At 36.7% G+C, this 16,588-nt stretch carries 16 protein-coding genes; 8 read left to right on the top strand and 8 right to left on the bottom strand.

Translation table 11 applies throughout. From position 1 onward, the window contains the following. The first annotated feature begins 2 nt into the window (after positions 1 to 2). On the top strand, positions 3 to 635 hold the full coding sequence (gene nth, locus M0R38_07355) for an endonuclease III (GenBank protein ID MCK9481558.1): 633 nt from the start codon (positions 3 to 5) through the stop codon (positions 633 to 635). Positions 636 to 687: 52 nt separating this feature from the next. Here nth and M0R38_07350 read toward each other — a convergent pair whose 3' ends face one another. Next, entirely contained in the window at positions 688 to 2,205 is a 1,518-nt protein-coding gene (locus M0R38_07350; GenBank protein ID MCK9481557.1) for a DUF5106 domain-containing protein, read from the bottom strand. Between the two features lie 65 nt (positions 2,206 to 2,270). Between M0R38_07350 and M0R38_07345 the strand changes: the two genes are divergently transcribed. Next, on the top strand, positions 2,271 to 2,615 hold the full coding sequence (locus M0R38_07345; protein ID MCK9481556.1) for an MGMT family protein: 345 nt from the start codon (positions 2,271 to 2,273) through the stop codon (positions 2,613 to 2,615). A gap of 69 nt (positions 2,616 to 2,684) precedes the next feature. Further along, positions 2,685 to 3,263 carry a hypothetical protein gene (locus M0R38_07340; protein MCK9481555.1) on the top strand — a complete coding sequence of 193 codons (579 nt, stop codon included), beginning with the start codon at positions 2,685 to 2,687 and terminating at the stop codon, positions 3,261 to 3,263. A gap of 10 nt (positions 3,264 to 3,273) precedes the next feature. Here the strand turns inward: M0R38_07340 and M0R38_07335 are convergent, their stop codons facing one another. The 3 genes from M0R38_07335 to M0R38_07325 are packed head-to-tail and all read right to left on the bottom strand — an operon-like array spanning position 3,274 to position 6,643. Beyond that, complete coding sequence (locus M0R38_07335; GenBank protein MCK9481554.1) at positions 3,274 to 5,592, bottom strand: hypothetical protein; 2,319 nt, start codon at positions 5,590 to 5,592, stop codon at positions 3,274 to 3,276. Then, positions 5,589 to 5,885, bottom strand: coding sequence for an antibiotic biosynthesis monooxygenase (locus M0R38_07330; GenBank protein ID MCK9481553.1), 297 nt, complete (start codon positions 5,883 to 5,885; stop codon positions 5,589 to 5,591). The genes M0R38_07335 and M0R38_07330 overlap by 4 nt, the downstream gene beginning before the upstream one ends. A 2-nt stretch (positions 5,886 to 5,887) precedes the next feature. Further along, on the bottom strand, positions 5,888 to 6,643 hold the full coding sequence (locus tag M0R38_07325) for an SAM-dependent chlorinase/fluorinase (protein MCK9481552.1): 756 nt from the start codon (positions 6,641 to 6,643) through the stop codon (positions 5,888 to 5,890). 61 nt (positions 6,644 to 6,704) lie between these two features. On the opposite strand from M0R38_07325, the gene M0R38_07320 reads away from it, so the two are divergent. From M0R38_07320 to M0R38_07310, 3 genes are read left to right on the top strand one after another with little or no spacing between them, the layout of a single operon-like run. Next, positions 6,705 to 7,694 (top strand): PhoH family protein, encoded by a 990-nt coding sequence (locus M0R38_07320; protein ID MCK9481551.1) that lies wholly within the window; start codon positions 6,705 to 6,707, stop codon positions 7,692 to 7,694. A 57-nt stretch (positions 7,695 to 7,751) separates the two neighbouring features. Further along, positions 7,752 to 8,717 carry a phosphoribosylaminoimidazolesuccinocarboxamide synthase gene (locus M0R38_07315; GenBank protein MCK9481550.1) on the top strand — a complete coding sequence of 322 codons (966 nt, stop codon included), beginning with the start codon at positions 7,752 to 7,754 and terminating at the stop codon, positions 8,715 to 8,717. 49 nt (positions 8,718 to 8,766) lie between these two features. Then, positions 8,767 to 9,261: a YkgJ family cysteine cluster protein gene (locus M0R38_07310; protein ID MCK9481549.1), complete on the top strand. Its 495-nt coding sequence runs from the start codon at positions 8,767 to 8,769 to the stop codon at positions 9,259 to 9,261. Between the two features lie 2 nt (positions 9,262 to 9,263). Here the strand turns inward: M0R38_07310 and accC are convergent, their stop codons facing one another. Further along, entirely contained in the window at positions 9,264 to 10,754 is a 1,491-nt protein-coding gene (accC, locus tag M0R38_07305; GenBank protein MCK9481548.1) for an acetyl-CoA carboxylase biotin carboxylase subunit, read from the bottom strand. Further along, the gene (locus tag M0R38_07300) at positions 10,754 to 11,215 is read right to left on the bottom strand and encodes a hypothetical protein (protein ID MCK9481547.1); all 462 of its coding nucleotides are present in this window, start codon (positions 11,213 to 11,215) and stop codon (positions 10,754 to 10,756) included. Before M0R38_07300 ends, accC begins: the two co-directional genes overlap by 1 nt. A gap of 50 nt (positions 11,216 to 11,265) precedes the next feature. Between M0R38_07300 and M0R38_07295 the strand changes: the two genes are divergently transcribed. Continuing rightward, positions 11,266 to 11,928 (top strand): hypothetical protein, encoded by a 663-nt coding sequence (locus M0R38_07295; GenBank protein ID MCK9481546.1) that lies wholly within the window; start codon positions 11,266 to 11,268, stop codon positions 11,926 to 11,928. Positions 11,929 to 11,937: 9 nt separating this feature from the next. On the opposite strand, the gene M0R38_07290 is transcribed toward M0R38_07295, so the two are convergent. Together M0R38_07290 and M0R38_07285 are read right to left on the bottom strand one after the other, a co-directional pair. After that, a complete protein-coding gene (locus M0R38_07290) occupies positions 11,938 to 14,811 on the bottom strand; it encodes a gliding motility-associated C-terminal domain-containing protein (GenBank protein MCK9481545.1) in 2,874 nt (957 codons plus the stop codon). Positions 14,812 to 14,818: 7 nt separating this feature from the next. Beyond that, positions 14,819 to 15,523, bottom strand: a complete 705-nt coding sequence (locus tag M0R38_07285; GenBank protein ID MCK9481544.1) for an FkbM family methyltransferase — start codon at positions 15,521 to 15,523, stop codon at positions 14,819 to 14,821. A 92-nt stretch (positions 15,524 to 15,615) separates the two neighbouring features. Between M0R38_07285 and M0R38_07280 the strand changes: the two genes are divergently transcribed. Further along, positions 15,616 to 16,509 (top strand): hypothetical protein, encoded by an 894-nt coding sequence (locus M0R38_07280; GenBank protein ID MCK9481543.1) that lies wholly within the window; start codon positions 15,616 to 15,618, stop codon positions 16,507 to 16,509. Positions 16,510 to 16,588 lie beyond the last annotated feature (79 nt).

Genomic DNA, 16,588 nt, shown 5'->3' with positions numbered 1-16,588 from the left:
TTATGACAAAAGCAGAAAAGGTAGAACGCATATTAAAAACATTGGATGAGTTTTTCCCCAATCCTCCTATTCCTCTCACTCACAAAGACTCATTCACATTATTAATTGCTGTGTTATTGTCAGCACAATGTACTGATGAAAGAGTAAATAAAATTACACCAATCCTATTTTCACTAGCAGATAATCCGTATGCTATGAGTACTCTTTCAGTTGAAGAAATTAGAGAAATCATTAAACCATGCGGTCTTTCTCCGGCTAAATCAAAAGCAATCTATGAACTGAGTCATATTTTAATTGAAAAATATCACGGACAAGTTCCAAATCAAATTGAACAGTTAGAAGAACTGCCCGGAGTTGGACACAAAACAGCTTCTGTAATTATGGCTCAATCTTTTGGAGTGCCTTCTTTTCCAGTTGACACGCACATACATCGACTTGCATGGAGATGGGGGTTGAGTAACGGCTCATCTGTTGTCAGAACCGAAAAGGACTTAAAAAGGCTAATTCCATCTACGCTATGGAACAAAGTTCATTTACAAATAATATATTTTGGCAGAAAATTTTGTTCGGCTCGTGGGCATAATCCACACTCCTGCCCTATTTGTAGTTTTGCCGGCAGAAAAGAACTTTTTTAATTAATACGAAGCTAACTGCGAATCCAGAGCCATCAATTCTCACATACTCTTGTTACTCATTTTCATGGTTCTGAACCGGTTCTTCCTTAGGTTCAGGATGCTTAGCTTGGAAATCTTTAATCCTTGCATTTACAACCTCTTTCGGTAATAGATTATCTTCACCCATCATGTAGATAATAAACTCTTCCAATCTGTCTTCGTCAATTTTCTTAGCGATGACCTTTTTCTCTGTGTCTAATAAGAAGATTGTCGGATTCGCTTGTATGTCGTAGTTCTGTCTGTTTATGGGCCATGGGAAATACCTGTCTGTTTTGCATACATTCGTAAAAATTTGCATCAATTCAGGGTGTTCGTGGGTGTATTTTACCCATTCATCATATTTACCTTCGGTTGCTACGGCATAAACCGAAATGGTATCTTTCATTCTCATTTTTAAATCTTCTACCTTAGGAAGCACTTTTTTACAATGTCCACAAGTGGGATCCCAGAAAATCAATATAGTGTAACGTCCTTTCTCTTGATACAAATGATGGTATTGATCGTTGATATCAGCACATCTTAAATCAGGCACTTTGGTTTTACATGTAGTGTAGCCAATCTTTTCAGCTTTTTCGCAAATTTTGGCAATCAATGTACTATCTGCCCAGAATGCTTTGCCGGTACAGTAAAAACTCTTAGCCATGTGTGCAAAGACTGCATCATGACACATCACTTTACTGGTTTCGTATTTACGAGTTAAATACCATATATAGAATCTTTCTAACTCTTTATTCCCGTCAATTTTCCTTTCAACAAGGTCAATATGTTTGATTAATGAATCCGGGTCTTGGCTAATCACTTTATCAAAATATCTATCAATTATGTTTTGAAAAATGGCTCCTGGAGTTCTGGTTAATCCTTCTTCTTTAAAATTAACATTATCCCAATAGTGCGCAACATAATAATTATACTGCCATTGTTTAGCATCCTCAGGGCTTAATCCGGCAGGGGCATCCGGCACTTTTGGTTGTTCCATCATTAAAAGTACATGGGTTAACAAATCATTAGGGAATTCTGATATTTGTTTTTGTTTAAACTCATTAACTTCAGTGTCAATCACACGTTTGGCTTTATCATCTGTAGCTTTACTTCTTTCAATTCCTTTCTTACTCAAAAATAAATTATAGGCTACAAATCGAGTATTTTCAGGGGAATTCAACACTTTCATATCCTGATAGTAATCTTCTTTGGTTGTATCGGTTTCAATTGTGAAATAATTATTATCAGTTGCCAAAATTTCAAAATATGACATACCGGGCAAGAGCACCATATAAATACCACGCTCCAATCGATCTTTGCCAGAAAATGTAGCCACCCCGTTGTTATCAACAAATGCAGTATCACGAGCATAAGGTTTATCACCTAAATAATTTGCCAATATTAATTGACTTCCTTGCTGTAACCCTTTAATTTTAATCGATATTGCATATCCGTCTTTTGCCGGAGGATAATCACTTTTATTGTTTTTATTTTGTGCACAAGCGCTTAGTCCTGTAAGTAAGATGGCTAAACTAACAAGGTATTTTTTCATATAACATTTTTGTTTTTAGATTTGCAAAGATAGTTTTTGACCTTACAATTATTACGCCAAAGTAGATGAATAAAGTGCATACATCGAATGATTTCTATGAGCAAGTTTGGGATACTGTAAAACAAATACCTTATGGTAGAGTTACATCCTATGGTGCGATTGCAAGGTTCTTAGGTACAACAAGGAGTGCAAGAATGGTAGGTTATGCACTCAATAATTTAGGAAATGATGACAATCAGAATGTTCCTGCACACAGAGTGGTCAATAGAATTGGTTTATTAACAGGCAAATTTCATTTTCAATCCCAAAGCATGGAGGAACTGCTGGCAGAAGAAGGCATTTCGGTTGTAAACAACAGAGTTCAAAATTTTGAAATCGTATTCTGGGACCCGGAAGAGCTACTAAAATAAATGCTGTTGAACAACAATCAGTAAGGATTATACTACTCTACGAACACATCTTGCACACTAGCTACTTCAATGTTTACCTTTGCCAATGTGAAAAAGTGGATTTTATCTTTATTGCTAACGAGCTGTGTGCTACCTCTAATAGCACAGCAGCAAACTTTTATCCCCTCTCCAATTCCTTTTAGAAGTTTTGAAGACAGTACTTTTATTGACAGCAATAAATCTCTGATTCAATTAGCCGACACATTTTTCAAGGCAATTGTCAACAAGAAAAAAGAATACTTGCTGAACAACACCCCCACTTGGAGCGCCTATCAACAATTTCTCGATTCTACTGCCAAACAAAAATATTCAGAAACTACTTTCCGATATAAGTTTTTGCTTTTCAAATCAGGACTCAACAAGCAATTTAAAAGGCTATTTAAGGATGCCAAGAATTCAAATATTAATCTTAAAAAGAGTGAACCAATACATTTCTTTTTAGAACAAGGAATTCATCCTGATTTTGACCGAGAGTTCTGCTACTTAAATTTAGAAATGAAAAGAAATGCAAAAGACAAAATTCGCATCCGAATTTTATTGTTAAAAATGGATGGCAATTGGTATTTTGCTGATGAACTCAGGCTGATTATAATTAAGAAAAAGAATTAAAAAAATTACCTTACTTCAAGTCAGGAGAAAACAGTACTACATTGTATGAGTATGTCTTTCCGTTTTTGAGTTTAATGGAAACAGTAAATTTTTGATCTTTCTCACTTTTATCTAATTCAAATTCCGGTGCAAATACTATTGTTGGCATTCCATACCCCTTTACTAATGGCTCTACCTTCACATTAACACTTTTGCCTGCACTATTAAACACCTTTACATCTGCTCCTTCCAAGTTATCAAAAATTGAAAAAGACCACTTAGAAAAACATAACATCTTGGGCGTATATCCGGCATTTGGATATGCAATAAAGTGTTCTTTATAGTATGTTGAATCAGACACATTCGTATTATCCATCACCCATAACACTTGGGATGACGCGCCTGCACCAAACCCCATATTTACAGCCAAGGGATACTGCAACCATCTGCGATTTCCTTGACTTGAGTTCTTATCTCCCATCAATGCTGTGATTGCCAAGGCAGGGTTATATTCTTTCACTAACAAACTCCTGTCTGCGCCTTCCCTTCCCAAATCTGTCAAACATCTAAGTCCATCGGCAGGCGTATGTGTGAGGTTCTTGTTTGCTTCAAATGTCAGTGCCGCAAATTGGCACTTTGTATTGAGATCCTTAGCAAAATAAACAGGCTTTGTTACACCTGAGACTCTTCTAAAATAATTTACTCGTTGTAAGACTCTTTCTAATACTTCATTGGACACGGTACCTGCTTCACAATTTGCTACGTACATATCTGTAACAAATGCAACTTCTCCTACTTTGGGTTCATTACCCCACCCTGCAATGCGAGAACCGTAGTAATTCATCTTAAAATCAAGATTTGCAAGGTTTTTCAACTTGACTTCATTTAGATATTTAGCATCTGCCGGAAATTCTGTCAATGTTTCTCCAAATATTGAATAAGCACGGAAAAAGTAACCATTCACTGCCAATGAATCAATAAAAGCAAACTTTAAATCTCTATAAATCTTTGTTACTTTATTTTTATTCTTGCCTTTCCTAATTTCACCCATCATTTCTTGAGCATAATCTAACCCCATTAAAGGCAATTGCATATATGACCATTTGGAAAGCATTTCAATTAATTGCATCTCATTTTCGCCCTTTCTGTTGGGACGTTTGTATTCAGAAAGCAACATGAGCACTGCAAAATCTTTCTTTCCAGCATTAAACTCCTTGTCAGCCATTGATAAATACTCCTTTCCGCTAACAAAATCTTTCTTTAATTCCTCACTAATCCACTTTTGACTCAACCAAGCAAATATCTCCTTATGATATTTACTTGTTACATAATCTAATACCTTTCTAAATATTTCTGCAGGCGTATCTCCAACGAACACATCAAACTTTTCAATTATATGTCTGTCAGCACGTTGTGCCCTTTGCATCCTGTCTAAAACAAAAATTCCGAGCAAAGAATCTGCATCCGCCACTACATTGTTATTCAGAGAATTTTTGAACAGATAAATATACAATGCATTCTCTTTGATAAGAAAAAATGAATCTGTTGGAAAATCTTGTAATGCTGCGCGAACTTCTGCCAAGTAATTGAGCGATGGAGGCAAATCCTTCACTCGAACTCTGTATAAACCGTATTTATTACCTCTCAAGAAATAATCATCAGGATACATTTCCAATCCCATTGAGATATAGATTCCGGCAGAGTCCCACTTCTTTTCTGCCATATAATATTCAGTCAAAAATCTAAACACTTTAAATTGTATCGGATTAACCTGTAAATTAGCTGAGAAGGTAGAAAAATTTGATTGCGCTACAGAGATAAAATACTCAATTGCTTCCGGTTTCTGCTCTTGATACCAATAACAAGACCCAAGATAAAATAATGCACTCGTATCATTGGGGTTGAATTTTACACTTAACTTAAAATATTGCTCTGCCTTGCTATATCTTTCTTGTTTAAAATACTTTTCACCTTCGGCATTATTCTCTCTTGCCAACTTCACTAAATAATCCTTATATATATTTTCAATCAAGCCTTTTTCATCTTTTTCCAATGCCTTTTGCGCTGCTTTTACTGACTCTTTTAATCCATCACTATATTTCTCAGATGTGGCGGGATTCTTAAACAAATAATACAAAGATTGGGATTTAAGCATTAATGCTTTTACATCTTTACTGTTTTTCTTTAATGCCTTTTCAGAATATCTCAATGCCTTTTCATATCTTTTTTCTTTGAGCGCCTTCTCAGCTTTGATATGCTCTTTTTGTTGAGCAAAAACAAAGAAGGGAACTAAGAACAGAAGCAAAATCACGCTCCTAAGGATAATTGTGAAGTTATAGTTGGTTTTCATAATGTTTCTTTTATAGGTTTGATTGTCCATGCTTGTGCATTTTCTGCAAACAATACTTTTGTCCTTTTCCAAGTGTTAATAAAAAGTTCGCTCTTGCGATAATTTTCCAAAGCAACTACATTATTCCACTCGCTTAGTGTGAACATGATATGCGGCATGTCATCTTCTGAAAATAATTCTACACTGTTACAGCCCTGCATCTTTAGTATATGAGGTCTTGCTTGATGAAATACATTTAAAAATTCATCAATCTTATCAGGCTGAAAGCTCATTTTAACTATCCGTTTTATCATAATTACACATTCCTATTTATAATCACACACTGTGTCCTGTGGAATCCAAACAATTGTTTTGCATTGCCAAATGTAACAGAAATCTCCAAGAATCCTGCCGCATTAAATATGGCTATTAATTCTCCTTGCTCACTTTTATAATAACTTTCAGTTATTCTATTAATTGCATCCATTTCAGTTACTCTAATTACAAACGGGCTGTTTCCAACAAAATCATAGAATTCCTTTTTAGTTAAATTCACAACTGCGTTTCCATACTTGTCAAAATAAGCATAAAAAGCTTGCATTGAATCTTTATTTATACGAGGAATTTTAAACAACTTTTGCGTAGGCAAGTTTATTTCAACAGCACTTGTCACAAAACTCCCGTCAAGGATTGTTTTAGCAATACGTGGATAAAGAGTTTCTAAAAATGTAGGTTCTTCATGTTTACCCAATCCATAATACACAACCTCTTCATTTTTGAGCACTTCAGGCAGAATCCCATTGTCCGGTGCTATATACCAATGATTGTTGCATTTTGCAACAATATGAGAAGTTGTTTGTTCATTTATTCCAATCAAGTGAATCACATTGCCATCAAATGTTTTATGTGTGGCAGCCAGTATAAAGATAGCTTGTTCCAAATTCCAAGATGCAATATCGTGTGAAATATCAACAATCGTAACTTCTCCCAGCGTTGCATACAGAATACCTTTCACTCTTGCTACATAGTGTGACCCGTTTCCAAAATCAGAAATAAGAGTAATGATGTTCACTAAAAAGAAAAGGATTAATTTTGGGGCAAATTTATTGGACACATTAAATAAAGGAGATAGTTTGCAAGAAAAATTAATAACCATTGAGGGCATTGAGCCACAGCGTATTTATGGCAGCAATGACTATGTATTAAACCTCATAAAAGAACTGAGTCCCAACATCAAAATAATCGGACGAGGCAACGAAATCAAAATTAATGGTGATAAAAAGGACATTGAGTCATTCGAAAAAAAACTCAATCTATATTTTTCTTTTTTAAAAAAAGAAATGAATGTGAGCGATTACCACATCCATGAGATATTTGGGGAGCATGACGAAAAATCAGATAACAAAAAGAACACTACATCCAAAACACACTCAAATCATCAACATCCACATGCTGTAATCATACTGTATGGCAATGATGCCAAACCGGTTATTGCAAAAACACACAACCAACAAAAGATGGTGGAGAGCATAGAACACAATGATGTGGTTTTTGCAGTTGGTCCTGCCGGCACGGGAAAAACATATACAGCTGTTGCTCTGGCTGTCAGAGCACTCAAGAACAAAGAGGTTAAGAAGATAATCCTTACCCGACCGGCTGTTGAGGCCGGTGAGAGTCTGGGTTTTTTGCCCGGTGATTTAAAAGAAAAAATTGACCCTTACCTCCGTCCGTTATATGACGCACTGGAAGACATGATTCCTCTGGATAAATTAAAAACTTTTCTAGAAAACAGAACCATTGAGATTGCTCCTCTTGCGTTTATGCGTGGACGAACACTCAACAACTGTTTCATCATCTTGGATGAAGCTCAAAACACCACAGATTTACAACTCAAAATGTTTTTAACCCGTATGGGAAAAGATGCAAAAGTAATTGTAACCGGAGATTTAAGTCAAATCGACCTGCCTCAAAAACAAAAATCAGGGCTCAAACGTGCAATTAAAATCTTGAATGATATTGAGGGCGTTAATATTATTCATTTGAATAACAAAGATGTACTAAGACATAAACTTGTTGTGGAAATTCTTAAAGCTTATGACAAAGAAGGAATTGTTGAAGGATAACAGTAAAGATATAAATTTGCACGCTCAAAAAAATCTAAACAACTAAAATTGACAAAAATGGCAACAGAAATAGATACCGAACTTATGGCAACTAATTTCTTTTTTAGAAACCAAAGTTCATTCTTCAGAGGAAAAGTTAGAGATGTATATACCTTAGCCGACAAATATATCGTGTTGATTGCATGCGACCGTATTTCAGCATTTGACAATGTTCTTCCAAAAGCAATTCCATACAAAGGTCAAATATTAACCCATATTTCTTCTTTCTTCCTTGACAACTGTAGTGCTATCATCCCAACTTGGAAAATATCTACTCCTGACCCAAATGTTACAATAGGATACAAATGTGAAGCCATACCGGTTGAAATGGTGGTGAGAGGATATTTATGCGGACATGCTTGGAGGGTATATAAATCAGGCAAAAGGATTATTTGCGGGGTAAAACTCCCTGAAGGGCTTAAAGAGAATGACAAACTTCCTCACCCTATTATTACACCTACGTTTAAGAACCATGCCGGTCATGATGAAGATGTTACTATGGAAGACATCTTAGAACAAAAGCTTTGCACAAAAAAACAATTAGAAAAAATGTCTGAAGCCTCTCTTAAACTTTATGAAAGAGGAACTCAATTAGCAGCAGAACGCGGACTTATCTTGGTAGATACAAAATACGAATTTGGAATTCATGACAAGAAAGTAATGTTGATTGACGAAGTGCATACACCGGACTCTTCGCGTTTCTTCTATTTGAATAGCTACGAAAAAGCACAAAAAGCAGGTCAACCTCAAAAGCAACTTTCTAAGGAGTTTGTGAGAGAATGGTTGATGGCAAATGGATTCTGGGGTGAAAAGGGACAACTTGTTCCTGAGATGACACCTGAGTTTGTGCAATCTGTTACTGACAGATATGTAGAAATGTATGAAACCTTTATTCAGACAAAGTTTGTTCCAAGAGATTATACCAATATTCAGGATCAAATTGAAAAGGCTATCAATGAAAGCATTGAAAAACTTGAGTTTTAATTGAACATTCCAATTGTTACTTATTGTGTTCAACACAGTTCATTGAGCAATGACTGACCTACCGGATTCCTATCGCAAACTCATAGAGGTTGCACATCAAAAAAAGAAAGAAAACCGGAAATGCTACCGTAACCTAAAGCGCAGAAAAGACTTAGATCTTATTTTCCACCCTTTACACGAGGAAGCATTTGAACATATTCATTGCTTGGATTGTGCTAATTGCTGTAAAACAACTTCACCCATTTTTAGAGATGTGGATATTGATCGGATTGCAAAACATCTTGGAATGCGTCCCTCAGATTTTACAGAAAAATATTTGCACATTGATGAAGATGAAGACTGGGTACTCAACTACGCTCCCTGCCCGTTTCTTGGTGTAGATAATTATTGCACGATTTACGAAGTAAGACCTAAAGCATGCAGAGAATACCCACATACTGACAGAAAGAATATCGCACAAATCCTTGACATCACATATAGGAATACGCTAATTTGCCCTGCAGTTGCAGAGATTACGGAAAAAATAAAAAAGGAGATTAAATAAAGCTATCCTTTACGGTTTTGGTACCATTTACTTGCCTCAGGCGCTTCTTGAGTATCGTATTGAGCAGATTGTGGCATTTGATAAACTTCGACAGCGGCAATAGAAGCTGCTTGCAATAAATCATTAGAAACTTCAGTTGTACTCAATTTATCCGGTGTGAAATTCTTGGCAATAAATGATGTATCAAAATCAGCATTCACAAAATCAGGATGGTTCATTACAAACTCACCAAAAGGCAATGTCGTAGCCACTCCATTAATTTCAAACTCATAGATCGCACGTTTCATTCGCTGTATGGCTAATTCTCTTGTTTCTGCCCACACTACCAATTTTGCAAACATATTATCATAAAAAATCGGAATACTCATCCCCTCTTCCACACAATCATCAACACGCACGCCAGGTCCCTTAGGAATTCTATATACACTTAATTGTCCAGTATCAGGCATGAAGTTCTCATAAGGATCTTCGGCACATACTCTTAATTCTATTGCATGTCCATTGATTTTTAAATCTTCGGGATTAAAAGAGAATCCTAAACCTGCTGCTATTCTAATTTGCTCTCTCACTAAGTCCAGCCCGGTAATCAGTTCGGTTACCGGATGCTCAACTTGCAAACGAGTATTCATTTCTAAAAAATAGAAATTCATATTGGCATCCAACAAAAATTCAACTGTTCCTGCACCTTGATAGTCGCACGCTTTCGTAACATTCACAGCAGCCTCTCCCATTTTTTTTCTAAGTTCCGGTGTCAAAATGCCCGAAGGAGCCTCTTCCACTAATTTCTGATGTCTGCGTTGAATTGAACATTCACGCTCAAACAAATAAATACTGTTGCCGTTTCCATCTGCCAATACCTGTATTTCAATATGTCGAGGTTTCTGCACATATTTCTCAATGAATACAGAATCATCACCAAATGAATTTCGGGCTTCACTTTGTGCCATTTGCAAAGCAGAGAGAAATTCTTCTTTATTATTTACTACCCTCATTCCTTTACCGCCACCTCCTGCTGAGGCTTTAATCAAGACAGGAAAACCAATTTCTATTGCAGTTTGTTCTGCTGCAATTGGGTCTGTAATAGCAGTATTGATACCCGGTACTAAAGGCACACCAAACTTAGCCACTGCCTGCTTACTGGCAATTTTACTTCCCATTAGTTCCATGCTTTCTGCTGATGGACCAATGAATGTAATCCCTGCCTCTTTTAATGCTCGAGCAAAGCCGGCATTTTCACTTAGAAATCCATATCCGGGATGTACGGCTTCTGCACCGGACTTTTTACATACATCTATTATTTTATCAATTCTTAAATACGATTCCGAAGAGGTGGCTGCACCTATACAGTAACATTCATCTGCCATCCTCACATGGAGTGCGTCTGCATCTGCTTCTGAATATACGGCAACAGTTCTAATTCCCATCTCGCGGCAAGTCCTAATGACACGCACCGCAATCTCTCCTCGATTTGCAATTAAGATTTTTGAAAACATTATTGAATGTTTGGTTTAACAAAGTCCAATGAATATGCTACTTTTTCTGATCTGCTGATATTATCATAACCGAAAATACCACCTGAAGCAAGGGCAACATAGACTCCGACATTTTTCAAACTTCTGAAAAGTGCATGGGCAAATGATTTATCTATGTCTTCTAAAACAGTCTTTACTTCTAATAATTTCTCTTTTACAAATACCTGATCTGCTTCCACATCTCCAATTAATTCATTCAACAAATCAGCCATTCTTGAAGCAGGATTTTTGATTTCTTGGTATAAAACACTCACATCATGTGATTCAGAAAAAGCCTTTATTTCTAAAGTCTGAATTGCTTTAATCTGTTCTTTTTGAGTAAAATGTCCGTCTGCGAGTCCAACCCACATGGTTACCCAAAAAGGTGCATCTTTGAGAATAGCTTGGTGCGTGTCTGATAAATTTTCGAAGGGAGTAATCATAAAAGTATTTCTATTATTTTGCAAGGCGCAAATTAAGGCAAAAAATCACATTGAAAACCCTTGAAAATTATACTAAATGGCTTTCCCTTGAAATTTCTCTCGAACTTAATTCGCGCAGACTTATACTTACGTCTGTTATGCAGGCTTTTGCGTTTGTTCTTGTATTTTATTACGGCATGGAGCATCCGCAAGGGCAAGATTGGTCGGTCTTTTACTGGCTCATCACGTTGATGGCGTCTGTGAGCGGGCTGAGTCGTAGTTTCTTGCAGACTCAAAAAGGGTTAAATTTGTATATTTATCAAATCATTGCACCAAAAGATTTCTTTGTGTTGCGCACTTTCAGCAATTTTATTTATATCCTAATGGTTAGTTTATTTGGAGCGATATTTTTGATTTTGTTATATGGTTTTACGCCTATTCCATTACTTCCGCTATTTACTTTGTCCATAGTGTGTTCTCTTGGTTTTGCAGCTATTTTCACTTTTACAGGCGCCATTGCATCGGCAAGTAATAATGCTGCCGTCTTATTGCCATTACTTTCTATACCATTGTTAATTCCGTTATTGATGGTTGTATTTACAGCTTCCAATGAGTTATTGACTGCTAATGCCGATTTAACTAATATTTTACAAGAATTGGCATTGATTACGGTTTTAGATATTCTTTACCTTTTGTCAGGACTCTTTCTCTTTCCGCATTTGTGGGGTGAATAGTGTGCGATTTTATCTCAACAAAGTAACCGTGCCGGAGGTAACAATAGCTTTATCTTCAAGGCTTATGTATCGCACAACATACATGTACACCCCTTCCTGACACGGAATGTCACTGTTGGTTCCGTCCCAACCAATATTTCGAGCATCTTCCGTTTTAAATATCAGACCTCCCCAGCGATTATAAACTTCTAATGTAATTTCAAATTTTACCCCTGTTGCTACTACTTTAAAGATATCATTATTCCCGTCATTGTTTGGAGAAAAAGCACTTGGAACATACACTCCTTCTTCGGAGTTATACACATCCAGTCTTTTGACAGAAGAATCTATGCAAGTAGAATCGATATTGTATGCAATCAGTGTTATATACAATCTTTCCTCACGTTCATAAATATGGTCAGGGTTAATGGCTGGCGAATGGTCAGAGAAATCTCCAAAATTCCATTCATAAGCAGCAGCAAAAGAACTCTTATTAATAAAGTGAATATTGCGTCCTGTACGCGCTATGGCAGGGAAAAAATCAAAATCCGCACGGGGTGTTTGTCTAACTAAAACAGCTGTTTGCAAGGTGTCTGAAAATTCACAAATATCACGGCTCACACTTAGTTTGTATATCCCTGACATGGCAGTGGTGGTATTTGGAATTAGTATGTCTTTCAATGTTGAACTAAAACCTGACGGACCTTTCCATTTGACTGCCAAACTACTATCTATATTAAGTACTTTGAGATTCAGTGGCTCTCCAGAACAAATAGGGCTATTTGACCTAATGGATACATTGCTCAAATCAGGATAAGGGATAACGTCAATATAAATCAAATCACTCTCGTTCTTGCATCCATTGCTGTCAATCAAGGTGAGTTTATACCAACCCGATTGTCCGGTTCTAATGCTGTCTAAATCAATCATATTTCGAAGGTTTGACGAGAACCCATGTTCGCCTTTCCATGAAAACTGTGTGCTTAGTGGCACAGTCGTTTTATTGCTGATGACAACATGGTCAAATTCGCAATACTTGGTAGCAGTAGAAGTAATAGAGGGCTTGTCGGGTAAGGGCAACAGAGACACTTTGATTTGTGCGGTATCGCTCAAACAACCGTTGCTGACTGAACGGTATTGTACGGAATACACAGCTTCGTCTGACTGAAATGTGGGATAAAAAACCAATGAATCGTCAATGCCAATAGCTCTTTTTGCACCTTTATCCCACGATACAGTATGAGCAAATCCGGGTTTATTTGTGATTTTTAAGATTAGTTTTTCTCCCAAACAAACGGGGAGATTGGAACTCACTGTGGGTTTGATGGGTTTGGAGGCGATAGTTATATAAACAGAATCTTTGCCGGAACCGCAAGCAGGGGCGGAAGTTGTGAATACATAGTAGCCTGCATGAACAGGCGATACATTGGGAATAACAATATTGAGTTGATTGGAAGTAAAGCCATTGGGACCTGTCCAACTAACGGTATTGGGGTCAAGAGTTTGACCATATAAACGGATTGTGTCGCCCTCGCAAAGTGCGGCTTTTTCGGCTGAAATATCTACTTCATTATTTTCGCCCTCAAAATTTGAGAAATAAGCATAGCGAGAACCACCTGCGGAATTTCTACCATTTAGTAATGCAAACTGAAAAGGGTGTGTTGTATTTCTGATTAAACTTCCTGCATTAGAAGGTACTGTGGAAGTATTGAAAGATTTTTTAGCGTATTTGTAAAGTCCTCCTGTATTGGGGACATTTGAAAAATCAGCAGGTATAAACAGAGTGCTGTTACCGTTTAACACAAAACTCCCCTCGCCACCGTTTTTTACTATCACAAACAAAAACAAATCATCAGCGGAAGGGCGTGTAAAACCATATTGCTTGATACATGAAAAGAACAAAGCTGGAATAACCGCTAACGAACCCTCACACCCCGTTCCCGTCAAATGAATTACATACGTTTTTTTTGTTGTTTGGATATAAATACAGTTGATAGTGAGATTGTATGTAAAGGTTTGTCCCTCATTCAAAGTTGCTACCGAAGTTCCGTTAATGACGACATTTGTATTGTCTTCCGTTGCCAAAATTGAAACTATGTCAAAGGGATTTAGATTTCCTTTTACCACAATATATTCTGTACCAGTATAATCAACAGGAACAAGTTGGTCGCCCGCCAAGTCCTGACAAGATGATATTAAAACCAAATCGTCTTTAATAGTTATCGCAATCGGTTTGTTTGATATTACCTTAGAACCACTCGGTTTTAAATTGCCTTGTTGAGAAGATGATCTTGCAGAAAATGTTTGCCCCTTGTTTAATACAACTGTAAGTGGGTTTCCTGCTGTTGCTCCCACAATATTTTGACTTGGTGTTATGGTAACAAATGTATTGTCTTCTGTTGCTACTATGTCAAAAGCAGCATAAGAACCGCTTGTACCGTTAGGATATACAGTTTGAAAAGGGATATAAAACTTAGTACCTAATGCCTTTTGTCCTTTTAGTGTGAAAATATCTGGGCTACAATATGTGCAAAAAGATTGGATAGAACTTACTACTTCATAGTAGACGCTCACAGGTTGTGTTGCTCTAATCCTTATTCCTTTGTTTAATACCTGATTGGGCTGGATATTTTCTAAATCGTTTATATAAGTCGTAACATCTTGTGTTAGAGTGTTATTTGCACCGATGTTGATCACATAAGGGGTTAATAGAGGATTAGCGGGAAAATCAATAGTAACGGTACTTGCAAAATTCTCAGTCGATATTCTGAAAACAATAGGTCTGTCAAAATCATATCCATAATTCAGAACCTCGGGTGCAACAAACCAAAAAAGGGTGTCAAATTGAGAGTATACCTTATTGATGTTAAGTATCAAAACAGCCAATAAAAGTATCTTCTTCATGTTGGTTTTATTTTTCGATTTTATTACTCACAAACACTAATGTCCTGTGGGTTTTTGCATAAATCTTGTAATCCTGCTTTTTAAGGAAATTCCAAACCTCTGATGATTGCAGATTTTCAAAGTCAAAATCCAAATCTTCCACCAACAACATATTGGGTTTATACTTCTCCCAATTATTGCTTTTCATTACCTCTAAATCCAATCCCTCAACATCTATGGACATTAAATCAATTTTCTGATTCTTGGGCAAATATTTGTCAAGTGCCGTTTCCAATCTCATTATGGGTATTTTTATAACTTTTATAAGTTTGTAAGGACTTTCTTTATCCCGGTCTTCTGAAACAGCTTTGTCAAAACTATTAATCGCTGGTTCATCAAACACATAAAAGTCTTTTTCACACTCTTCATTTCCAATTCCTATGTGGACTGTTTTATCTCTTCTTCGGAAGAGTTTAAACGCCCTACCGCTTGATACATTAGGTTCAAAGTTTAACCCTTTCCAACCGCTTTTATACAACAAATGAGTATTTGAAAACCTGATGGGATGATGTGCACCAATATCTACATAAAATCCTTTTCTTTTCATTCCTATATCTTCAAAATATGTTTGAATTATGGCATCCTCTCCCTCTTGAGAATACCATCTTTTAATCTTATAGTAGTGAATCGGCAAGATTCGTAACAACTTCTTTTTTAAATTCTTAAACATCATAATTTGCTTTTACAAAGTTAAAGTAAATTTCTTATACTATAAACACTATCGTAAAAAATCAGTTGTATCTTGCCGCCCCTAAAACGCCCGCTATGGCTGACTACATTGCTCCTGTCCTACTCATTGCATTTAACCGTCCTGCACAGACGACACGGGTTTTTGACCAAATCAAAAAAGCCAAACCGGCTCAACTCTTTGTCGCTGTTGACGGTCCCAGAAATACACAAGAAGCCAAAACGGTTGAACAAGTCAAAGCTATATTCAATATAGACTGGGAATGTGAACTGCACACCCTTTATCGCACTCAGAATTTAGGATGCAAACTCGCTGTGTCTTCTGCCATTACTTGGTTTTTTGAGCACACGGAACAAGGTATAATTTTAGAAGATGATTGCCTGCCCAATGATGATTTCTTTGTATTTTGCTCCAATATGCTAAAACTCTATGAAAAGGATGTGACGGTAGGACATGTGTCAGGTTTCACATTGGTTGAGTTTGACAAGCAAATTCAACAAAATCATATTCTAATCAGTTATTCTCATATTTGGGGCTGGGCAACTTGGAAAAGAGTATGGGACAATTACACCACCACTCCTTTGAAAGATTACAAATTTCGTTTCGATTTAGTACCGGGCAATCTCAACAACAAACTACTCTGGTACAGAAACCTGCTGCTTACACATAAAAACAAAATTGACACTTGGGATTTCCAAAACCAATATTTGAATTGGGTACAAGGACTTAAATCGGTCTCTCCATCAGACAATTTGGTTGTCAACATTGGCTTTGGAGACAACTCTACACATACCAAAGCTTCTGACCAAAAGTTTCTGCTTGAATCACATCCGCTCAGAAATCACCACAATATTTTATTACACTCTCCTGCCCTTACCCAATCAATAGAAGACACGATTACCAAAAAAGTCTTTACCAGAAATCCTATTACCAACATGATTCGGTTTGTATATGCGGTTCTGACACGATAATTCGCTTAATAAGTCTTAATTTTCTGCCAAATGTGCCATTCTGACAAGTAAGCATCATTTCTGACAGCCAAAAAGTCTA

This window comes from Bacteroidia bacterium, assembly GCA_023228875.1.
In the GTDB taxonomy this organism is placed as follows: Bacteria; Bacteroidota; Bacteroidia; order NS11-12g; family UBA955; genus JALOAG01.
The sequence above is the reverse complement of the archived record's forward strand: the minus strand, read 5'-3'. Positions and strand labels throughout refer to the sequence as shown.